Source organism: Chitinophaga sp. W3I9, assembly GCF_050434025.1.
GTDB lineage: Bacteria > Bacteroidota > Bacteroidia > Chitinophagales > Chitinophagaceae > Chitinophaga.
In genome coordinates, this window is record NZ_JBNPWC010000001.1 from 1718893 (window position 1) to 1742404 (window position 23512).

Sequence of the window (23512 nt, forward strand, 5' to 3'; positions counted from 1 at the left end):
ACTATTCCTTATTTCCACGCATGAAAGGCCGATTTCCCTAAATATCTTGCCTTTTATAGAGAATAATGCGTAATTACTTGATACCCATACATAAAAAGCCGCCCCGGTAAGCAGGGCGGCGTCTCATTTGCATGGTTTTTTCAAAAAAGATCACTGATTAATAAGAATCTTGGTCACCTGCACCAATTCACCCGACTGCACTCTCAGGAAATATATGCCCGCAGGTAACTGGTCGGTAGCGATAGTTCTGTAGTTCCTGCCCTTTACAAAGGTAGTTCTGCCCTGGTAACGAACACGACCCTGCACATCCAGCAACGTTATATTAGCATCACCACTGCGGGGCCAATCCAGCCAATACTGCAACTGGTGGCCAAATATGCACCATAACAGCTTCCGCCAGAAGTCCTTGTCCGTTACCAATACCATTTTAACCGGACTGTACCTTACGCTGCTGTCCAGACCAATTGTTTTTAACCGGTAAGCGGAAAATCCCGGCCAGGGTTGCTCATCATAGGAAATATAATCGGATGCCTCCGCGGTACTGCCATGAGCAGCCACCGTGTCCACCGCCTCATAAGTCCGGAGATTCCGGGAACGTTCTATCACAAACCTGCTGCTGTTGATTTCATAAGGCGTATGCCAGCTAACCAGCACTTTACCGCCATCGGCCCGGGCATCGAAGTTTTCTACTGGTAAAGGATTACCCAAAATACCCAGATTATACCTGCTTAATACCGGGTAATGATCCGTGGTAGTAGTACCATAACTGCTTACCAGCCCCGCTACCTGGGTTTGTATCCGTGCGGATGCCGGTAAATAAGCAACACCCACCTCGTTGGAACCGATCACATTGTCGATCACCGAGGCGTAGCTGACGGTGGAACGCTGACCCGATAAACTCAAGGGCAGGGTCAACGGCCGGTAATTGATACTGTCGCGGATGAAGTCAATATATGAAGTAGTAGTATCCGGTAATAACTCCGTTGTAATAGTTTTTGACAGATCGTCATTAAAATCTCCCAGCATAATAATATTGCTATACGGATATTGCACGTCCAGCGTATCTTTCAACTCCTTCAACCCATCTTTGCGACGATTCCAGGAAGTAATCTTTTCGGGCTTTGTACCTGTATTAGCCTTCGCATGCAATAATATAAACCGGATACGCGCCGAGTCATTACCCAGTTTGGCAGTAGCCTCCATTTCATAAGGGAACCTGCCGGACGACCAGTTATAATAAGCATTGCTGCTGCCTCCCTGTCTTAATATGCCGTAAGTGCTGATTTTACGGATCACAGCCGTTTTATACACAAACGCGAGTTTCTGCGCCGAAACATAATCAGCATCCGTGGTACTATCTGCATAAGAACCAAAGTCAGATAACACATAGCTATAACCCGGTAACTGGCTCACCACCGCACGGAAACGGGCGGTGTCCACTACTTCTGCCAACGCAAAAATATCGGCATCCAGTTTTTTCAGGATGGTAGTTACATTGGCTTGCTGTAAACTATCGTTGGCCGGGTTTTGAGCCGGGCTGCCAAACCATTCTATATTCCAGTTCACCACTTTTAATGACCGCAACGATGTGCCGCTGAGTGCAATGGAACGGCTGGGGAAACCGGGACCGCTGAAGGTAAGTTGGCCGCTGTAAGCCTGATCAGCAGCCGTGGGAGCGAATTTTACAAATACTTCCTGCGGACCGGCAGCCAATGCTGCTGCAGTGAAAATAACCTGGCTGCTGTAACTGGAGCTGTCACCTGATACCATGAAACCTGCCGGGGCAGTGATTTTCAGCTCTCCGGTAAAATCATTGGCCCAGAAACTAACACGCTGTGCTTCTGATGTTTGCCCGGATTTTACGTAGTCGAAGTCAATAGCAGCAGGACTGCTGTTCAAACTCGGCGCCGGCGCAGCGGTGGTATCCGTCAGCCTGAAATCATCAATCGTCCAGCGTGCCGCCTGAACGGCAGGGCCGGATGTATAAACAAAAGCAATATAAACGCCTGTCTGTTTGTAGGCAGCGAGATTAATACCGGAAGATAACGTCCACACGTCGCTGCCGGGTTCAGGAAAACGGCCATTCAGCGTAGTCCAGGTAGCACTGCGCGGATCGCCGCTGCCGGTGTAGTTAGTGGAAACACGCAGGCTAAGTGCGGGGCCGGCAAACGCAGTGCGGCTGCTGAATTGTAACAGCGGGAATTGCAAACCGGTGAGATCAAATACGGGAGATATCAGCCAGTCTTCATTTTCAACAGCTCCGCCACTGTAACCATTTATCTGTACACCATTGCTGTTCTGCTGACCGAAATTTGTACATCCCCATAGCTGCGCGCCGGTTACACTGTATTGTGTGAAACCCCCGCTCAACTGGCTGCTGCCAATTGGCGTACAGTCGTTGAAGTTATAGCTGAGTTCCTGGCTGCCAGTAGTGAAATTCCATTGCGTGGTATCTGCCATACCTGTGAAGTTATTATCCGACAGATCCTTTACTAATCCACTGTCCAGCGTGATGTAATAATGACTGTGGGGTTGCAGGATTTGTTTCAGGGTAAGCACATTGTTATTAATTACAATAGCGTTACCGGTCACCGGAAAACTGTCTGTTATTCCGCTGTTACTGTTGTGCAACCTGATGTACCCGTTACCGGCTTTTATGTTTTCGCTGAATATAATTTCGGGAGATGTAACAGGCGACACGTCTGCTGCCGCGTTAACCGGTGCCAGGAGGGTGATTACCGGGGGAGTGGTATCTCTGCCACTGCCGGATGCAGTGATGTTATCAATGGCAAATCCCGGCCTGGAGCCGGCGCCGCTGATCTGGCGGTTTACCCATCGCAGTTGCAGTATTGCCTGGTTATTACAATCCGGCGGCAGTATCACTGACATATTCACCAGGTGCTGCGGTGAGGTAACACCTGAACCGGTTTGCTGAATGGTGTCATTCTGATAGGCCGTTTCATTGATACTGGTAAAGGTACCGGTTACGCCTATACGATATTGAATAACCATTTCATTGATCCTTGTATTGGAGTTGCCATCGTAAGGATTCCTGATGGTCATGGCATCGTAGCTTAAACGTACATTCTGCTGTCCGCTGGTACTAAGGGAAAGCACCAGTGAATTGTCGGCGCTGCCGCTGTTCAGGAAGCCCAGTTTACCGGTGTAGTTATAAACACCATTGGCGGTAGCCGATGCACTGCCGTTACTGATCATTGGTTTATCGGATGCCGGTGCCGCTGTATTAAAGCTGCCGGAAGGAGCGCCGCTGAGCAGCCATCCCTGCCATCCCGCCGGGTATATCACAGCAGTCGATGGTAACGCGTCAAAATTTTGTTCATACGGTAATGGCTGCACAGCCGGATTGGTTTGTGCGCTTACATTACCACAAACAAAAAAAGCCATAAATAAGAAGATGAGTAGAGGTCTTTCCATAGTAATATTTGAAAAATTGGGGAATCCGGGTTTCGATACAATAAATCTACTGAATAAACCCTCTCGGCGGTTTTTTTAATATGATTATTTTGTTAATTTGACGGAATGTAATATGGTTTTATTTTAATATTTGTTATAGATATTTTCTGCACTGCCCTTTTTTCAGAATTAAATTACAATGATGGATAAACCCAGGTAGTGTATATTCACAGCCGTAATATTCATATTTAATATTTTTTCAACTTGTGTGTTGTCATCTTGTCAGCCCTCATCCCGCTGGCACACACTTTGAAAAAAGTTTACCAAAAAAATCAGATATCAATGCAAAAAGGTGCAATACGTGTTCAGACAGAGAACATATTTCCAATTATCAAGAAGTTCCTGTATTCAGATCATGAAATTTTTATCCGCGAACTGGTAAGTAATGCCGTGGATGCAACCCAGAAATTGAAAACCCTGGCCAGTGTGGGAGAATTTAAAGGAGAACTGGGAGACATTGCTATTGATGTAAGAGTAGATAAGGAAAAGAAAACCATCACCATTGCAGATCATGGGATCGGTATGACTGCAGAAGAAGTGGATAAATATATTAACCAGGTCGCCTTTTCCGGTGCAGAAGAGTTTCTGAAAAAATATAAAGGACAGGAAAATGGTACCAATATCATTGGTCATTTTGGCCTCGGCTTTTATTCTTCCTTTATGGTAAGCAGCCAGGTGGAAATCTTTTCAAAATCCTGGAAAGAGGAAGCTCCCGCTGTACGTTGGGAATGCGACGGAAGCCCTGAGTATGAACTGGAAGAAATCAGCAAGGCCGACAGGGGAACTGAAATTGTAATGCACATCAACGAGGAAAGCGAAGAATTCCTGGAAGATGGACGCATCCGCACTATCCTCGAAAAGTTCTGTAAATTCCTGCCTGTTCCGGTAACTTTTGAAGGCACGCAGATTAATAACACCACTCCTGCCTGGACAAAGAAACCAAGCGAGTTGACCACTGAAGATTATCAGAATTTCTACAAAGAATTATATCCATATGCAGAACCTCCTTTGTTCTGGATTCATCTGAACGTAGACTATCCTTTTAATCTCACCGGTATCCTGTATTTCCCGAAAATTAACAAGAGCTATGAGATGCAGAAAGACAAGATCAATCTGTATTCCAACCAGGTATATGTAACAGACGAAGTGAAGGATATTGTTCCGGAATTCCTGATGTTGCTGCATGGTGTGATCGATAGCCCGGATATTCCGCTGAACGTGAGCCGCAGCTATCTGCAGGGTGATCCTAACGTAAAAAAGATCAATGCTCACATCACCAAAAAAGTTGCGGACAAACTGGATGAAATATTCCGTAACGACCGCGCTTCCTTTGAGGATAAATGGGATTCTATCGGACTGTTTGTGAAGTATGGTATGATGACCGACGACAAGTTCATGGAAAAAGCCAATAAGTTCCTGATAATGGAAGATGTGGAAGGCGGTAAATTCTATACACAGGAAGAATACCGTACTGCCGCAGCAGCCCTGCAAACCAACAAGGAACAGAAACTGGTGGTATTATATGCTACCAACCCTGTGCAGCAGGACAGCTATGTGCAGGCCGCCAAAAATAAAGGTTTCCTGGTAGTAAAGATGGAAACAATGGTGGATGCTGCATTCATCAACAACATGGAGATCAAATGGGATAACGTTTCCTTTACCCGTGTGGATGCAGATATTGCCGATAACCTGATTGATAAAGAAGAAAATACCACTACCGTATTATCTGAAGAACAGGAGGGTGCTTTGAAAGAGTTGTTTGGCTCCCAGGTAACGCAACCCAATATCAAAGTAGAAATGAAAGGGCTCAGCGCAGAAGCGCAACCGGTAATTGTAACCCGTCCGGAGCTGATGCGTCGTATGAAAGATATGGCAGCCATGGGCGGCGGCGGAATGAGCTGGTATGCGAGTATGCCTGATGAAATAAATATGACCATCAACGCCAACCACCCGGTATACACACAAATTCTTAAGGAAGGAGACAACGCATTGCAACAGAAGCAGATAAAGAACCTGGCAGACCTGGCGCTGTTGTCCCAGAACCTGTTGACAGGTGCAGATCTTACAGCATTTGTGAATAGAAGTGTGGAATTGATGGGCGAGAAAAAATAATAAGACGGGCACAATAAAAAAAATAACGGTGTTTGCTCTTTTGGTCTTTTATTTGCAGTTGTTGCAATAGAAAAACTGAAACGAAAAATATTGTAAAGCTGTCCCCCGGCCATAGGCCGGGGGACTTTAGTTTGTACTAGTTATATGAAAAAAAGAGCAATTAAAATTTTGTGCCATGTCTTTGTGCTGAGTGCGCTCGCATTTTTTTCCTGTTCAAAAACAGAAATGACTAATCCGGTAACTAATCGGCCGGGGGATACTATACCGGTAACGCCGCCGCCAGGCGATACTTTTCCTCCACAGCAAACAGGCATCACTGCGAAAAAAATAGACACCAAAGGAGGCAACATCAGTAGCTACCTGCTTTATATCCCTGATGGATATAACGAGAAGAAAGATTACAAATGGCCGATCGTGATATTTCTTCATGGGGTAGGGGAAATGGGGAATAATATTGATATGATAAGGAATGTTGGATTGGTAAAAGTGTCAGCAGGAAAGCCATTTGTGATAATTGCACCACAATGCCTGAGCGGATGGTGGAATCCACAGTACCTTGATATATTATACAAAGAAGTGATCAGCAAATATCATGTGGATCCCAAAAGGGTGTATCTGACCGGATTGAGCATGGGCGGCTACGGAACCTGGGACTGGAGTTCTGCACACCCCGAAAAATTTGCCGCCATTGTTCCTATCAGCGGGGGAGGTGATATAAACCGTATGAAAAATCTGAAAACCATGCCTATATGGGTTTTCCATTCAGCAGACGATCCTACTGTAAATGTGGAGAATTCACGTGTCCTGGTAAAGGCATTAAGAGCGTTGGGTAATAATGTGCAGTATACGGAATATCCAAACGGCGGCCATGATGCCTGGACAAGGGCTTACGCCAACCAGGATGTTTATACCTGGCTGCTGAAGCAACACTTGTAACTGCCTTCATCTCTCTTTTATAAAAGCTACTGGATAGCTGCAGTCCTGATATCAATTACTTTCAGCTGGAGCGACGTTTGTCCGTTCCATTCATTTTCATCCAGTGTAAATGCCATATCGAAAGGCTTTTTATCTGCCATCAACGGAAATTTCTCCGCCATATAAAAGCCAATTCCGGACATAGTGGGACCATATCTCCCCTGTTTGACGGAGAATTTAATATGGTCATCTTTTACAATCTTCGAGTAGCCGTTGTCAACAAGGTTTCTGGCAAGAAAAACAGGGCGTAGGTTATCTGGTCCCAGTGGTTCAAACTGCCGGAGAATATTATAAAATGCAGCAGTGATTTCCGTGAAATGGATTTCGGTATCTATCACTATTTCCGGTACCAGCTGATCCGGGTGGATGGTCCGGGCTACCACTTCTTCAAAGCGTTCCTGGAAAGCTTTTACATTTTCTGTTTTCATGGTCATCCCTGCCGCATAAAAATGTCCTCCATAATTTTCGAGAAGATCTTTACACTGGTGGATGGCTTCATATACATTGAACCCCATCACAGAACGGGCGGAGCCGGCTACTTTATCATTCGACTGGGTGAGGATGATAGTAGGGCGATAATAATATTTATCGATCAGACGGGAAGCCACAATGCCTACCACTCCTTTATGCCAGTGGGCCTGGTAAAGCACGGTTGATTTTCTGCGTGCAATATCCACATCATTTTGTAACAGAACGATTGCTTCCTGGGTAATGGTGCTGTCTATTTCTTTTCTGTCGAAGTTATCGGCGTGCAGTACAGCTGCGATGGCAGCAGCCTTTTCCACGTCGTTTTCGATGAAGAGGTTCACTGCTTTGCGGGCATCGTCCATTCTGCCGGCGGCGTTTACCCGTGGGGCAATTACAAATACGAGGTTGGCAATGGTCAGTTTTTCTTTCAGCGCGCTGAGTGTAATCAGTGCTTTGATACCAGGTAAAGGATCTTCATTTACTTTTATAAGACCATGAAAAGCCAGTATCCTGTTTTCACCGGTCATCGGAACGATGTCGGCTGCAATGCTGGTAGCCACCAGGTCCAGGAATTTATTGGCTTCCGACTGGGGGAGGCCTCTTTTTTGTGCGAAGGCGCAGATCAGTTTGTATCCGATCCCGCATCCGCTCAGTTCTTTATAAGGATAGGGACAATCGTGCTGTTTCGGATTCAGGATCGCCACGGCAGGCGGCAGTATTGCATCCGGCAAATGATGATCACAGATAATAAAGTCGATACCCCATTCCTTTGCAGTAGTGATATGTTCGATTGATTTAATGCCGCAATCGAGCGCGATGATCAGGCTAAAATCATTATCCCTGGCGTATTCGATTCCCTGTATGGAAATACCATATCCTTCGCGGTAGCGGTGGGGAATGTAAAATTCAATATTGCTGTAGAGTTTTTGCAGAAAGGCGTACACGGTAGCAACAGCGGTAGTGCCGTCTACATCGTAATCCCCGTAGATCAGTATTTTTTCGTGCTGGAAAAAAGCCAGTTCAATCCTGGAAATGGCTTTGTCCATGTCTTTCATTTTCCAGGGATCGTGCAGATCTTCCAGTGTAGGTCGAAAAAATTGCCGGGCAGCCTCATAGTTGGTCACATTGCGTTGTACCAGTAACCGGCATAACAACGGATGTATGCGTAATGATGACTGTAGTAACTGTTCCTGGTTTGGTTGATATGCCTTTACTGTCCAGCGTTTTTGCATTATTATATTTTAAAGGCTTAAGCTTCTCGCTTCTTCCGCATATTACATTATTTTTTATTCTTACTAAAATGTTCTGTCAGTTGTAAATCGTACGAGGGATTCTAATCCGTTTCTGACAGCGTTTTCAGGGAATTTATTCAGGATGGTAAGGGCTTCATCCCGGTATTCAAACATTTTTTTCCTGGTGTAGTCAATGCCACCGGATGCTTTTACCAGCCGGATAACTTCTTCTACCCGGTCTTTTTCTGTATTATGATTTTTGACGATATTAATAATCCTCCTGCGTGTTTCAGTGGAAGCATGTTCCAGGGTATAGATAAGCGGAAGGGTCATTTTTTTCTCCCGGATGTCGATGCCGGTAGGTTTACCGATTTTGGCGGAGCCATAGTCGAAGAGATCATCTTTAATCTGGAAGGCGATGCCTACTTTTTCGCCGAAAAGGCGCATTTGTTCGGTGGTATGGTCATCGTTGCTGCTGCTCCATGCGCCGGCAGCGCAGGCGGAAGCCAGTAATGAAGCGGTTTTGCGGCGGATAATTTCAAAATAAATATCTTCCTTGATATTCAGTTTGCGGGTTTTTTCGATCTGCAGCAGTTCTCCCTCACTCATTTCTTTAACAGCTTCTGATAATATCTGTAAAGTTCGGAAATCATTATTGTTAAGAGACAGCAGTAGTCCTTTTGAAAGGAGGTAGTCGCCTACCAGTACCGCTATTTTATTTTTCCAGAGGGCATTAATGGAAAACAGGCCACGGCGTTCGTTGGCATCATCTACCACATCGTCATGTACCAGGGTGGCGGTATGCAGCAGTTCCACCAGGGCGGCGGCCCGATAAGTGCTTTCCTGGATATTGTCACTGAAAAGTTTGGCGGATAATAAAACAAACATGGGCCTGATCTGCTTCCCTTTTCGCTTTACAATATAATGCATGATCCGGTCCAGTAACGGCACATGACTTTTTACTGAATCTGCGAACTTACTTTCAAAATCCTGTAATTCTTTACCTATCAGGTGTTTAATATCGTCCATGTATTAAATAAAAAAGGATTGCTAAGCTAACTTTTATAAATCACATTTTAACATTTTGGCCTTTAATTTGTATAAGGAGTATAACATTCCTTTAACACGAGTTAAGGAATCCTTTAACACGAGTTATACAGATCTTTAACTTAACTGGAATTAAGGTATATAAATACTTTCATTTAAGCTCTAATTTTGAAGGACTTATCAATGAAAATAATATTGCAAGAAAAATTTGTATATTCATTTATGATATTTACCTTTGCTAGGTAAAAAACGGGTTATTAGTAAATTTTTAACAGTTTTTAATAAAAAAAAACAATTATGGCAAGCAAAAAGTACTTATTACTGGCAGGCGCTGTGGGTTTACTATCAGCATCTACTAGTTTTGCACAGGTTCAACCAACCGGCTACGATGCTCTGGATAGCTCCAAAGTGTCTAGCAAGCGTATGGTACAACAAAATAACTTCACGAACCACCAATCAAATTTCCCGGCTAAACCGAGAGATATGTGGGAACTGGGTTTTAGTGGTGGTTTACACCTGATCAGCGGAACCGTTCCTCCTCAACCAGGTTTTGGTGGCGGTGTTTCCCTGAGAAAAGCACTGGGACATACTTTCTCCCTGAGAGCTGAGTACATCGGTTCCATCGATAAGGGTCAGGACTACAAACTGCGTCCTACTCAGGCTGCAGGTGGTATCAATCCATGGGGAAGAACTGCAGCTTTAAACGGCGGCATGATTGTTCCTAACTACAAGTCTCAAAACCATCAGCTGTCTTTGGATGTGATTGCTTCTTTAAGCAACATCCTGTTCTACAGAGCTGAACCTAAGGTTAACTGGTATTTACTGGCTGGTTACTCTATCGTAATGGCTGACGTTGACGTTGATGCATTAGATGCAAGCGGAAATGGCTATAACTATTCCGGTATTAATTTCAATGCAAAACGCAGTGATATCAGAAAACAGATCAAAGATCTGAGAGATGATAAATACGAGCAAAATGCTCCTTCTCAGGGTAACCGTATTTCCATCGGCCGTAACGACGACAACCAGTTACTCCGTCATGCACTGGATGTAGGTACTGGCGTTGCGTTTAAAGTTTCTAAACGTTTCAACATCGGTATTGAAGAAAAAGTAACTATGCCTTTCGATGCATACATGGACGGCTATGCTGGACCAGGCGGTGCTTCTAAAGATTTCTACTCTTACACAAGCGTACGTCTGAACTTCAACCTGGGTAACCCAGCTAAACGTGTACAGCCATTATGGTGGATCAACCCACTGGAATATGCTTACAGCGAGCTGAGCAACCCACGTCACATGAAACTTCCAACTCCGGTTCTACCTGATGCTGATGGCGATGGCGTAACTGACCAGTTCGATCGCGAACCTAACACCCCAGCAGGTGCACCAGTGGATGTTCACGGTGTTGCTAAAGATACTGACGGTGACGGTGTTCCTGATTACAAAGACAAACAACTGATCACTCCTACTTACTGCCAGCCAGTTGATGCTGATGGTGTTGGTAAATGCCCAGATCCAGAATGCTGCAAGAATCCTCCAGTTGCGCCTTGCGCAAGCCTGGTTCTGCCTAGCGTTTCTTTCAAAGGCAGCTCTACCAAAATAGGTAACGATCAGGAAGCTATCCTGGCTTCTGTTGCAGCTTCCCTGAAATCTAACCCTTCCTGCAACGTACTGGTTACCGGTCACGCAGGTGCTAAAGGTAAGAAAGGTGGTGTTGACCTGAGCAGCCGTCGTGTTGACTCAGTAATCGACTACCTGGCTGACAAACAAGGTATCGACCGCGGTCGTTTCATCAAACAAAACACTCCTGGTGAGTCTGGCACTGTTGACTTAGCTCCTGCTAACTAATCGGTATCACTCATTAAGATGATAACTTAAAAAAAGTCCTCTCCCGTTCATTCGGGAGAGGACTTTTTTTTGAAGCAAACACTCCTGTACGAAATATTGTTGAAGTGTCAATTATTACCCCTAATTTTGGAGGCTTTTTTAATAAACTTATTATTACGTGGGAATTAACATCAACAGGGTATCCCTGGCAGGCCTGGTAGTAGCGCTCGGTATTATCTACGGCGATATTGGAACATCTCCACTCTATGTTTTCAAAGCCATCGTAGGAGGGAACCCCATCAGCGATCTGCTGGTAATTGGAGGTATTTCCTGTGTCATCTGGACACTAACCCTTCAAACTACCGTTAAATACGTTATCCTCACCCTCCGGGCAGATAATAAGGGGGAAGGCGGAATCTTTTCACTCTATGCACTCGTAAGACGCCACGCCAGATGGACCGTGATTTTTTGGTATGATTGGCGGCGCCGCTCTGCTCGCAGATGGTATCATCACCCCACCCATCACTGTTACTGCCGCCATTGAAGGTCTCCGGACACTGGAAGTCTTTAAAGACCTGGGCCAGTTGACCATCGTCAAAATAGTGCTGACCATTATTACAGGACTCTTTGTTATGCAACAGTTCGGTACCGTTTCCATTGGCCGGATGTTTGGCCCCATCATGGTATTGTGGTTTTCGATGCTGGGAATCCTTGGTATTTCGCATGTAGCAGATGATTTAAGCATTTTAAAAGCATTTAGTCCCCATTATGCCATTGAACTCTTAACTACTTATCCCCGGGGATTCCTGATCCTGGGAGCTGTATTCCTTTGTACCACCGGAGCGGAGGCCCTTTATTCTGATCTCGGTCACTGCGGTAAAGGCAATATCCGGGTATCCTGGATCTTCGTTAAAACATGTCTTATCCTGAACTATCTCGGTCAAGGTGCCTGGCTGCTCACGCAAAAAGGTCAGATCCTGCCAAAAGATCAGAACCCATTCTTCACCATTATGCCGGAATGGTTCATCATTTTCGGGGTATTAATTGCCACACTGGCTTCGGTAATTGCCAGTCAGGCACTCATATCAGGTTCTTTTACCCTTATTGCAGAAGCCATGCGGCTTAACCTGTGGCCCAAAATGCGGGTAAACTATCCTACAGAAGAAAGAGGACAGCTCTACATTCCCGGTATCAATACCATGCTGTTTGTAGGTTGCGTTTCCATTGTGCTGATCTTCCGGGAATCGTCGAATATGGAGGCGGCTTATGGCCTCTCCATCACTATCTGTATGCTCATGACCTCCTGCCTCTTCGCTTTTTACCTTTATACAAAGCGGGTATGGGTAGGTTGGATATTGCTATATCTCATCGTTTATTTCACCATAGAATTTTCATTCCTCTTCGCCAATGTGATTAAATTCATGCACGGAGGTTATGTAACGGTTATTGTAGCCGGCGCACTCTTCCTCGTGATGATTGTATGGTTCAAATCGCGTAAGATCAAGAACCGTTACGTGGAATTTGTGCGACTGGAAGATTATCTGCCTATCATCCAGGAACTGAGCAATGATACCTCCATTCCAAAATACGCTACCCACCTGGTGTATATGAGCAGTGCCGATAATCCGAAAGAAATAGAACATAAGATCATCTATTCAATTCTCAATAAAAAACCCAAACGGGCGGATATATACTGGTTTGTACACGTGGATGTGGTAGACGAACCTTACCTGAGTGAATACTCTGTACAAACAATTATTCCAAACGAAGTGATACGCGTAGAGTTTCGCCTGGGCTTCAAAGTGGAACAACGTATTAACCTGATGTTCAGAATGGTGGTGGAAGATATGGTTCGTAACAAGGAAGTAAATATCACCAGCCGCTATGAATCACTGAGTAAGAATAATGTGGTGGGTGACTTCCAGTTTATTGTTATGGAGAAATTCCTGTCGCACGACAACGACCTGCCTTTGTATGAAAGAATGGTGATGAAGATGTATTTCTTCCTGAAAAAGATCAGTTTGTCAGAAGAAAGGGGCTTTGGACTGGATTCCAGCTATGTGACCATCGAGAAATACCCATTGGTGGTAGCGCCGGTCACCAATCTGCAGCTGAAGCGGATCGTACATTAATATAAATCTTTAACAAGAAAAGCCGGATCTTATTATGATCCGGCTTTTCTGTTTTATATAACCGATCGTCCTCTTTAAAGGGAAAAATCCACTTTTTTTATAGATATTGAGGTTTCCGGATGACGGTGATCAGTGAACAAATCACGTTATCCGAATATCTGAAAACGCTAAATTTTAGTATGGTGAACAAATTTTTTGGCGTGCTGGTAATGCTGGCACTGCAACAAAACGTATGGGCGCAAATATCTCCCGCCGCTGGCTACAGGGACCTGCCCGATCCCAAACCCGTTAATAAAGCGTCCTGGGCGGCTGTTAATGACACCAGGCTTCACGTTGCATTCGGTACTGCAGATACCCGTTATGAAAAAAGAAATGCACCCGATAACAGCAGATTAACGCCAACCTGGGAAACGAAAGCATGGAAAGGCGAAAGGGTCCATACCCAGTTGGTGATCTGGTCTGCCACTGTGCAGCCCGAAGTAAGCCTCCGGGCATCTGTACTGCAGGACAGCAAAGGCAATAAAATTGCGGCTTCGGCAGTCACTACCGGTTTTGTTAGATATGTACTCACAGATGGTTTGAATAAAGACGGCGGCGGCTGCGGGCACCGCAACCCGAAGGATTACGACTCCTCGCTCGTGGCAGATGGCATTGATATCATCAATAAAAGCACTATTGCCGCCAGTACTACACAGCCGGTATGGCTAAGCGTTCAGGTGCCGGCAAACACACCAGCCGGCATATATAAAGGCTCGGTAAGTGTAAAATCAGGCGCCACAACAGTGGATATGCCTTTTGCAGTAACCGTGCTGGAACATACCCTGCCTGCTCCGAAAGACTGGCAATTTCATCTTGATTTGTGGCAGAGCCCTTATGCAATAGCACGCGTATATGGCGTAAAGCCCTGGAGTAATGCACACTTCGAAGCTATGAAACCTTACATGAAAATGCTGGCAAATGCAGGTCAGAAAGTGATCACTACCACCATTATTTATGATCCCTGGAATAGCCAGACACAGGACATTTATGGCACAATGGTAAAATGGACAAAGAAGAAAAATGGCAGCTGGACATACGACTACAGCATCTTTGATAAATGGGTGCAGTTTATGATGGACCAGGGCATCCGGAAGGAAATCAACTGCTACAGCATGATCCCCTGGAACCTGAAGTTCTATTATTATGATGAGGCAGCTGCAAAGGATACTTTTATTGTAGCGAAGCCTGGCTCTGCGGAATATACAAAACACTGGCAGCCTATGCTGACTGATTTTGTAAAGCACCTGAAGGCAAAGGGCTGGTTTGATATTACGGCTATCGCTATGGATGAGCGGCCTATGGAAGACATGCTGCAAACACTGAAAGTGATCCGTGGTGCGAGCAGCGACTTCAAATTATCACTGGCGGGTAGCTATCATGAACCATTGGCCAATGAAATACATGATTACTGTATCGCACTGAAAGAATCTTTTCCTGCCAACATCATGAAAACCCGCTTAGAGAAGGGATTGCCCACTACTTTTTACACCTGTTGTACAGAAGGATTCCCCAATACTTTTACTTTTTCCCCACCTGCAGAAGCAGCTTTTATGGGCTGGCATGCTGCAAACAAAGGATATAACGGGTATTTGCGCTGGGCTTTCAACTGCTGGGTTGCAGATCCGCTGCATGATTCCCGTTTCCGCTCATGGGCTGCAGGAGATACCTATTTCGTATATCCGGGACCAAGGTCTTCTATCCGTTATGAAAGACTGATAGAAGGTATACAGGACTATGAAAAGATTAGAATATTGCGCGAAGCATTTACAAAAAGCGGCAACGCGGCAGGTTTGAGTAAGCTGGATAATTTAGTAAAGCCTTTCGAGGAAGAAACGCTGAAAACCACACCGGCAGCTCAAATACTGAATACAGCCAAGCAAGGGTTGAACGAACTTTAATTGAATAAAAGTATTATAAAAAAAGTCCTCCGGGGAACCGGAGGACTTTTTTTAACACAACTAAAAAACAATCAAATGTGTTCATCAATCGGGCTTTTTCCCATCTAAAAAGGTATTGATCGTATTGATTTCCGTATGATTATTAGGGCCCTGATCACCACTCACCGTATAGTTGGAGTAGAGGTGTTCAGCAGAGCCAGCACCATTATCCAGGTTCACATTTCTGCGCAGGTAAGCAGGTACGTTTTCCAGTTCCGCGTTGTTGTCCATGTTTTTCACATTGAAACTGATGCTGCGTAATTTGGCCACTCTTTCCGCTTGTTTGCGTTTCTGTTCTTCCAGGTCTTCGTAAGCCTGTTGCATAGGCACTTCCGGAGGAGCAGGAGGTACGTTTACCGCACTTTCTTCTTCCTCTTTAAATACCATTTTCATTTCGGGAGCAGGAGCGCCTGGTTCCACGTAAATATGTGCAGGTCTGTTTAAATATCCTCCGGCCGCATTACCTGTTTGCGGTTGAATGATATTTACACCAGGCTGTTGTGTATGTGCAGGTGGCACTTGCTGAACAGGCTGTTGTTGAACAGGCTGTTGCTGCATTTGCTGCATCTGTTGCTGTTGCGCCTGTTGCATTTGTTGTTGTATCTGCTGCGGGTCTGGCTGTTGTGGCTGTGCAGGTGGTACCTGTTGTATGTTCAGCACATAGTTTTGACGTGCAGGAGCAATAGGCGCCTGTTGTTGTGGCTGCGGTGGCGTATAAGCCATTACAGGCTCAGGATGACTTACTACCGGCTCCATCAGGCGTGGCGCCATCAGGTCTTGCGGCTCCTGGAATAAGGTGCCCTGTGCCTGTTGTACGCTCATCTTTTTTTCGTCACCATCTTTACCTAACTGCATTACAATTTTAGGTTCTACGCGCTCCGGGTTGGAGGGTGTGATTTTCTGCTGTGTAATGGGTTTTTGTTCAAAACCGGTAGCAATGATGGTTACGCCCAGTTGCCTGTCGAGTGTTTGATCGTAGCCAACACCGAGGATCACATCGCAATCTTCACCCGCCTGGCTTTGTACATATGCCTGGATAATATCCATTTCATCGAGGGTGTGTTCAAATTCACCTTCAGAAGAAGAGATATTGATGAGGATCCATTTAGCACCGCGTATATCGTTGTCGTTCAGCAGCGGAGAAGTTAATGCATCTTCGATAGCCCTTTGTGCACGGTTTTCGCCTTCTGCCAGTGCTGCACCGAGGATCGCTACGCCACCGTTACGCATAACGGTACAAACGTCGGCAAAATCCACGTTGATCTGACCGGTAGAGTTGATTACATCGGTAATACATTTGGCGGCAGTAGCCAGCACGTTATCTGCTTTTTCGAAAGCAGCCTTGAACTTCAGGTCGCCGAATTTCTGACGTAATTTATCATTGGAGATAATCAGCAGGGTATCTACATACTCTTTCAGGCGGTTAACGCCTTCATCAGCCTGCAGCATTCTCTTCTTTCCTTCGTAAGAAAAGGGAGTGGTAACAATACCAACGGTCAGAATACCAAGTTCCTTACATATCCGTGCGATGATAGGAGCGCCACCGGTTCCGGTGCCACCGCCCATACCGGCGGTAATGAAGGCCATTTTGGTATTTACCTCCAGTATTTTTTTGATTTCTTCAAAGGATTCTTCCGTCGCCTGTTTCCCGATTTCAGGATTTGCACCGGCGCCAAGTCCCTGTGTCAGGTGCGGGCCCAACTGTATTTTATTGGGAACCGGGCTATTAGCAATAGCTTGTGCATCGGTATTGCAAATAATGAAATTTACCCCCTCAATGCGCTGGCTATACATATGATTCACCGCATTACTTCCACCGCCACCGATACCGATGACTTTGATGATGGAAGATTTTTCCTTAGGAAGATCAAAATGTATCATGACTCTATACTTTTATGGGTTAGTACGAATAATTAATAATGAACTATTAAGAATTAAGTGCGTGTATGCTTGTATGTTACTATGGTTCATTTGTCCTGTCATTATTAATTATCGTTCTTAATTCTTATTATATTAAACGTTTGCTTTTTGCAACAATTGCGCCATTAAACTTTTAAAGTTTTGCATCTTCTTCTTCGGTGAACATATCAATGATTTTTGTTTTCATTTTGTCCAGGAAGTTTTTCAATGAGGCGTTTCTTTCTTTTGCTTTCCGGTCCTGTATTTCCTGACTGCTGGGGGTTTCTTCTTCTATCCAGTCTTCGGCTGAAGCTACCGATTGAGCAGCTTGTTCTTTGGCCAGATAGCTGGTATTAATTTTTACATAATTTTCTTCGAGTGCTTTTCGATCGTTTTCAAAATCGTTGTAGCCTTTCAGGATCAGGCCCACGCAGGTAGCATACATAGGTTTTGTTAATTCATCTATGTGGCCGCTTGCGAGGTGCTCGTTGGGGAATCCTATACGGGCGCTTGCACCGGTGGTGTATTCTGTCAGCTGTATGAGGTGTTTCAGCTGAGAACCGCCACCAGTAAGAATGATGCCGCCATTCAACATTTTATTATCCATACCGATCTGCTTGAGATGATATACCACGAAATCGAGTATTTCACTCATACGTGCCTGGATGATGTGTGCCAGGTTCTTCACGGAGATCTCTTTGGGGCTTTGACCTCTTAATCCGGGGATCGTGATATAGGCATTTGTTTTGGCTTCATCTGCCAGGGCATAACCGAACTGTACTTTCATCTGTTCTGCCTGTGTTTTTAATACACCCAGGCCGTTCTTGATGTCGTTGGTAATGTTTTCACCACCGTACGGAATAACGGCGGTATGTTTCAATATACCTTCATAAAATACTGCCAGGTCGGTGGTACCACCACCAATATCCACAATGGCTACACCTGCTTCAAAATCCATGTCGCACATTACCGCTGCAGCAGAAGCCAGTGGCTGAAGCACCAGGTCGCGGATTTTGAGACCGGATTTCTCCACGCTGCGGTTAATGTTACGGATGGCGTTTTTGTCGCCGGTAATAATATGGAAGTTTGCACCCACCTTTACCCCGGACATACCGATAGGGTAAGTGATGTTCTGCAGGCTGTCCACTATATATTGCTGCGGAATCACATCGATGATCTGATCGCTCGCGGGAATAACTGTTTTGTACTGATCGTTGATCAGCTGGTCGATGTCTTTCTGGGATATTTCCGCATCAGTGTCATTGCGTACAATATCTCCACGGGTTTGCAAACTTTTTATATGGTGACCGGCTATACCAACATATACCTCGTTAATTTCCAGGTTAGGGTTGGATGCATAACAATTCTCGAGTGCTTGCCTGATAGCTTTAATGGTTTGGTCAATGTTCAGCACCATACCGTGCTGTACACCAAACGATGTAGCTTTACCGAATCCCAGGATTTCCAGTTTCCCGTATTCATTCTTCCGTCCTGCAATGGCAGCAATCTTCGTAGTACCTATATCGAGTCCTACAATGATGGGAGCTTCCTGATTCATGGCGTTTTTTGTTTTTTTGATGTGTTAACAGATTTATTCCCTGGCTTATACACTGCTTTAGGTTGTTGTTTGGCCGGCGCAGCTGCTTTTTCTTTCTTCACCTTTGCTTTCTGCGGTTTAGCCTTTTCTTTCGCTGCATGTGCCGGTTTAGTTACCGGTTTGGCAGGTTCGGAATGTACCGGTTTTGCTACTACCGGTGCTACCGTCGTTGAATCTTCGCTGTCCGCTATCGGCGGTTCATCTGCATCGGCCAGTTTCAAACTATCCGTTTTGATCACTGGTTGCAATGGAACAACGCCATCCTTACGGGTACACACCACTTCGTTTTCAAATGCGATGTTGATGCGTGTATAATTATTCCAGCCTACTTTATTCAATCCTTCCTTATAAAAAGCCAGCAGTTTGGTGAATTTTTTTTCTATGTCTATACCTTCTCCGAATGCAATCACCTGGTCTCCCAGTTTCGGTATGAACTCAAACCTGCGGTCGCCCGTGATCATGAGTTGCTCTACCTGAGCCATCCAGAAAGGATCCTTACCAATGTATGTACCCATATCTACTATCTGCGCTGCCAACAGGCTGTCGGGTTGCTGCAGCTTTTCTGCATCCGTGGGAAACCCTGTGAATACGGGCACCCTGGCTGCGTAACGACTGGATACCGGTATATGTTCGCCGGCGCCATCCAGGTAAAAGCTGTTCCCTGAGAAAGTAAATACCCTTGCTACCGGTTCGCGTTGTGTTACTTTGATATTCAGCTGCTGACCGTTGTCAAAATAGATCTCCGCATTTTTTACCCAGGGATCCTGGTCTACAATGGATTCCAGCTGAGCGATATTGATATCGGCAATACTTTTACCGACCGGGTTCAGATTTTTATCTTTCGTGATCAAAGATTTGATATCCTTTGATTCGATAAAAAAGTTATCATCTTTCCCCTCAAATTTTACCTGTATACTTTTACATTTACCGGCATCCTTGTCCTGTATAGCCGCCACCAGCAATACTGTAAAGCCTGTGAGCACCATTCCCCAGAGAACGGCGACACCCAGTCGTTTTAATATTGTGGTAGTTTTAGACAAGCTTTTTATTTTTAATGTTGTGTTGTTTTATTTTTAAGAAGATGAGCCAATGGTTCTTTTAACTGGTCTATATCTCCCGCTCCGGCGGTAATCAGTAATGGCACGTCCTGTTTGTCCAGGTATTCCGCTACTGCTTCTTTCGGTAAAATCTTTACAGGTACTGTTATTTTATCTGCAATCATTTCGCTGGTAACACCGGCTATCGGCAGCTCACGCGCCGGGTAGATCGGAAGTAATATCACCTCGTCTGCCAGGGAAAGGCTTTCTGCAAAGCCATCCGCGAGGTCACGGGTGCGGGTAAATAAGTGCGGCTGAAAAATAACGGTGCATTTTTTACCTGGAAACAATGCCTTTGCACTGGTGATCAATGCACGCAATTCTTCCGGATGGTGTGCATAATCATCGATATATACCTGCTGATCTGTTTTTACCACATATTCAAATCTCCGCCTGATCCCTTTGAAATTACCAATGGCTGCACGGATTTTAGCCGCATCTATTCCCAGCAGGTGTGCTACTGTAATAGCTGCTACTGCATTCTCCACGTTGTGCATACCACCAATGTGCATGGAAATGTTATCGATCATCCAGTCCTGATGCATTACATCAAACTCATATCCGCCATTGATCATGCGGATGTTGGAGGCGTAAGCGTTGGCAGCATCGTTTTGTAAACTGTACAACAACTTGTTTGTTGCATTGAGCTCCTTGTTGCGATGCAGGCCGAACCTAGCAATCAGCGTGCCATTGGGCTTAATATTGTGCGTATACTGGATAAAAGCATCTTCCATTGCCTCCGGAGTGCCGTAAATATCCAGGTGATCTGCATCCATGGCAGTTAACACCGCGATATCCGGACTTAATTTCAGGAAAGAACGGTCATATTCGTCTGCTTCAATTACTGCGACCGCCTTATCGCTGCTCCAGAAATTTTTATTATAGTTCACGCTGATGCCACCCAGGAAAGCGTTACAGCCATAACCGCTGTCGGTAAGCAGGTGGGCGATCATGGTAGATACCGTGGTTTTGCCATGCGTACCTGCCACGGTGATAGCAAACAGGGAACGGGTAATTTCCTGCAGCACATCACTGCGCTTTACTACTTCATAACCATTATCGCGCAGCCATTGCAACTCCGTATGAGTAGCTGGAATCGCCGGCGTATATACGACCAGGTTAGCGGTTTTGTCGATTAAGTTAATATCGTCTGTATAATGGATTTGCATACCTTCTGCTTCCAGCTGCTTTGTGAGCGCTGTGGAGGTACGGTCATAACCGCTTACCTGCACCCCTTTCTCATTGAAAAAGCGTGCAATGGCGCTCATGCCAATACCACCGATACCGATGAAATAAACCCTTTGTATGTTGTTCAAATCCATATACTCTTCTAAAAAATCTCTTCTAAATGATTCCTAAAACCTGGTTCGCAATTGTCACATCCGCGTGCGGATTTCCCAGCTTGCCGATATTGCTTTCCAGTTGTTCCATCAGCGCTTTATTTTGCAAAAGGCTGAACAGCACGTTGCCCAGTTGTGATGGCACCTGGTCGTCTTTAATGATCAGGCCCGCCTGTTTGTTTACCAGGTTCATGGCGTTGGACGTTTGATGATCTTCTGCCGCGAACGGGTAGGGCACAAATATTACCGGCTTTTTCACTACACATAATTCAGCAATCGCCAGTGCGCCGGCCCTTGATAACACTACATCAGCCGCTTTATAGGCAAAGTCCATTACGTTGATGAAATCGTATACCTTGATATGCGATCCGTATGGCGCCGCGGCAGCTTTCGCTGTTTCGTAATAAGGCTTCCCTGTTTGCCAGATCAGCTGTATATCCTTAGCCACTAATTCTTTTAACAGTGGTTGTAATCCTTCGTTTATTGACTTGGCGCCCAAGCTTCCTCCCACGGCGAAAACCGTTTGCTTTGCCGTACTCAGTCCGAAATGCTGCAAGGCATCTTCCCGTGTTACGGCCGACTGGGAAATGCTGTTCCTCACAGGATTGCCGGTCATCACCAGTTTTTCTGACGGGAAAAATTTATCCATACCATCGTATGCCACACAGATCTTTTTCGCGTTCCTGCCCAGTATTTTATTCGTTTTACCCGCAAAGGAATTTTGTTCCTGTATCAGGGTAGGCGTACCGTTTTTCTGTGCCCTGTTCAGCATGGGGAAGCTCGCATACCCGCCCACACCTACTACCACATCAGGCTGAAAGCGTTGCAGGATGGCCTTTGCGCGACGCAGGCTTTTCCATATTTTAAACGGCAGCAGGATATTTTTGAAAATATTGCTGCGGTTAAAACCAGCTATTTCAAGTCCTTCGATCGGATACCCTGCCTGCGGCACTTTCTCCATTTCCATTTTCCCCGTGGCGCCCACAAAAAGAATGTTGATGTCCGGCTCTATTTTTTTCAACGCATTCGCGATCGCTATCGCCGGGAAGATGTGTCCCCCCGTACCGCCGCCTGCTATGATCACTTTGCGTTGCATGTTCTATTCCTGATTACAATTATTGTTATAAATACGTATTAAGCGACTGCAGCGGTTTCCGATTGCGCAATAACTCTTTCCAATCGCTCTTTCTCTGCCTGTTTACCTTCCATCTCTTCCACGTTCCGGGATACACTTAATATAATACCGATGGCCATACTGGTAAATAATACAGAGGAACCACCCATACTTACCAAAGGCAGTGGCAGCCCTGTAACCGGGAACAGCTGTACGTTTACCGCCATATTGGTTAACGCCTGTATGACCAATGTTACACTGAGTCCTACTGCCAGGAATGCCCCGAAAGCATATGGACATCTTTTATAAATCCTGATACTTCTCAGTAATAAAATCATATAAGCCGCCAGTATCAGGAAAGCGCCAAACATGCCATATTCTTCTATAATAGTAGCGTAGATATAATCGGAATAGGCGTGTGGCAGGAAGTTACGTTGTGTACTGTTGCCGGGTCCTTTTCCCAAAATACCGCCGCCTGCAATGGCAATGTTGGCCTGTTGCACCTGGTAGGGCGTTTCTGTATGATCACCATGAAGGAAGTTATCGATACGTTTTTCCCATGTTTTCGTACGCATCTCCATGCCGGTTACTTTGGCGATTCCAAAAAGCAGCACTACCATTACCGCTCCCGCGGCCACCATAGAGGCCAGGAACCGGATAGGCACCCTGCCAATAAAGCAAAGGAGCATACAGCTGGCACCCAGCAAAAGTGCGGTACTCATATTGGCGGGCATGATCAGTGCGCAGATAATGCCTACCGGTATAATGATGGGCAGAAATCCTTTTTTGAAATCATTGATCAGGTTTTGCCGTCTTGATAATTGCCTGCTTACATACATGAATATGGCGAGTTTAGCCACATCGGATGTTTGAAAGGTAAGGTTGATGATCGGCAGCTTGATCCACCTGCTGGCTTCATTGATATTAGACCCAAAGGCCAGTGTGTACATCAGCAATGGTATGGATACCAGGAAACCGATTTGTGCCACGCGGGAATAAATCGTATAGTTCACACGGTGTGCAAAATAGATGATCAGCAATCCCATTACCAGTACCGTGAGCTGCTTCAGGAGATAATACTCCGTATGGCCGCCCCTTTCGCGGTAAGCGAGTGAGCCGGTAGCACTATATACAGCAAGCAGGCTTACCAGCGATAGAAAAAATACTACCGTCCAGATAACCTTATCGCCTTTTGTTCTATAGAGCAATCCCATCATTAGCT

The 23512-nt window shown here is 45.4% G+C and carries 15 protein-coding genes; 6 read left to right on the forward strand and 9 right to left on the reverse strand.

Annotated features, from left to right (window positions below):
* Window positions 1-150 precede the first annotated feature (150 nt).
* Window positions 151-3435, reverse strand: a complete 3285-nt coding sequence (locus QFZ51_RS07455; RefSeq protein ID WP_429044748.1) for an Ig-like domain-containing protein — start codon at window positions 3433-3435, stop codon at window positions 151-153.
* A gap of 321 nt (window positions 3436-3756) precedes the next feature.
* Here QFZ51_RS07455 and htpG point away from each other — a divergent pair, with 321 nt between their 5' ends.
* Window positions 3757-5586 (forward strand): molecular chaperone HtpG, encoded by a 1830-nt coding sequence (gene htpG, locus QFZ51_RS07460; protein ID WP_429044750.1) that lies wholly within the window; start codon window positions 3757-3759, stop codon window positions 5584-5586.
* 225 nt (window positions 5587-5811) lie between these two features.
* Window positions 5812-6522, forward strand: a complete 711-nt coding sequence (locus tag QFZ51_RS07465; protein ID WP_429044752.1) for a prolyl oligopeptidase family serine peptidase — start codon at window positions 5812-5814, stop codon at window positions 6520-6522.
* 26 nt (window positions 6523-6548) lie between these two features.
* On the opposite strand, the gene recJ is transcribed toward QFZ51_RS07465, so the two are convergent.
* Entirely contained in the window at window positions 6549-8261 is a 1713-nt protein-coding gene (gene recJ, locus QFZ51_RS07470; RefSeq protein WP_370909294.1) for a single-stranded-DNA-specific exonuclease RecJ, read from the reverse strand.
* Window positions 8262-8324: 63 nt separating this feature from the next.
* A complete protein-coding gene (locus QFZ51_RS07475) occupies window positions 8325-9290 on the reverse strand; it encodes a polyprenyl synthetase family protein (protein WP_429044754.1) in 966 nt (321 codons plus the stop codon).
* Window positions 9291-9605: 315 nt separating this feature from the next.
* Here QFZ51_RS07475 and QFZ51_RS07480 point away from each other — a divergent pair, with 315 nt between their 5' ends.
* The 4 genes from QFZ51_RS07480 (at window position 9606) to QFZ51_RS07495 (ending at window position 15204) form a co-directional block, all read left to right on the forward strand.
* A complete protein-coding gene (locus QFZ51_RS07480) occupies window positions 9606-11156 on the forward strand; it encodes an OmpA family protein (protein ID WP_429044756.1) in 1551 nt (516 codons plus the stop codon).
* 157 nt (window positions 11157-11313) lie between these two features.
* Window positions 11314-11679: a KUP/HAK/KT family potassium transporter gene (locus QFZ51_RS07485; RefSeq protein ID WP_429044758.1), complete on the forward strand. Its 366-nt coding sequence runs from the start codon at window positions 11314-11316 to the stop codon at window positions 11677-11679.
* A complete protein-coding gene (locus QFZ51_RS07490) occupies window positions 11609-13267 on the forward strand; it encodes a KUP/HAK/KT family potassium transporter (RefSeq protein WP_429044760.1) in 1659 nt (552 codons plus the stop codon). The genes QFZ51_RS07485 and QFZ51_RS07490 overlap by 71 nt, the downstream gene beginning before the upstream one ends.
* Window positions 13268-13446: 179 nt before the next feature.
* The gene (locus tag QFZ51_RS07495) at window positions 13447-15204 is read left to right on the forward strand and encodes a glycoside hydrolase domain-containing protein (protein ID WP_429044762.1); all 1758 of its coding nucleotides are present in this window, start codon (window positions 13447-13449) and stop codon (window positions 15202-15204) included.
* 84 nt (window positions 15205-15288) lie between these two features.
* Here the strand turns inward: QFZ51_RS07495 and ftsZ are convergent, their stop codons facing one another.
* The 6 genes from ftsZ to QFZ51_RS07525 all read right to left on the reverse strand — a co-directional run bounded on the left by ftsZ (window position 15289) and on the right by QFZ51_RS07525 (window position 23507).
* Window positions 15289-17124 (reverse strand): cell division protein FtsZ, encoded by a 1836-nt coding sequence (gene ftsZ, locus QFZ51_RS07500; RefSeq protein ID WP_429044763.1) that lies wholly within the window; start codon window positions 17122-17124, stop codon window positions 15289-15291.
* A gap of 172 nt (window positions 17125-17296) precedes the next feature.
* The gene (gene ftsA, locus QFZ51_RS07505; RefSeq protein WP_429044765.1) at window positions 17297-18700 is read right to left on the reverse strand and encodes a cell division protein FtsA; all 1404 of its coding nucleotides are present in this window, start codon (window positions 18698-18700) and stop codon (window positions 17297-17299) included.
* Window positions 18697-19779, reverse strand: a complete 1083-nt coding sequence (locus tag QFZ51_RS07510; RefSeq protein WP_429044767.1) for a cell division protein FtsQ/DivIB — start codon at window positions 19777-19779, stop codon at window positions 18697-18699. Before QFZ51_RS07510 ends, ftsA begins: the two co-directional genes overlap by 4 nt.
* 11 nt (window positions 19780-19790) lie before the next feature.
* Window positions 19791-21158: a UDP-N-acetylmuramate--L-alanine ligase gene (murC, locus tag QFZ51_RS07515; RefSeq protein WP_429044769.1), complete on the reverse strand. Its 1368-nt coding sequence runs from the start codon at window positions 21156-21158 to the stop codon at window positions 19791-19793.
* A gap of 22 nt (window positions 21159-21180) precedes the next feature.
* Window positions 21181-22272 carry an undecaprenyldiphospho-muramoylpentapeptide beta-N-acetylglucosaminyltransferase gene (gene murG, locus QFZ51_RS07520; protein ID WP_429044771.1) on the reverse strand — a complete coding sequence of 364 codons (1092 nt, stop codon included), beginning with the start codon at window positions 22270-22272 and terminating at the stop codon, window positions 21181-21183.
* 38 nt (window positions 22273-22310) lie between these two features.
* Window positions 22311-23507: an FtsW/RodA/SpoVE family cell cycle protein gene (locus QFZ51_RS07525; protein WP_370909303.1), complete on the reverse strand. Its 1197-nt coding sequence runs from the start codon at window positions 23505-23507 to the stop codon at window positions 22311-22313.
* Window positions 23508-23512 lie beyond the last annotated feature (5 nt).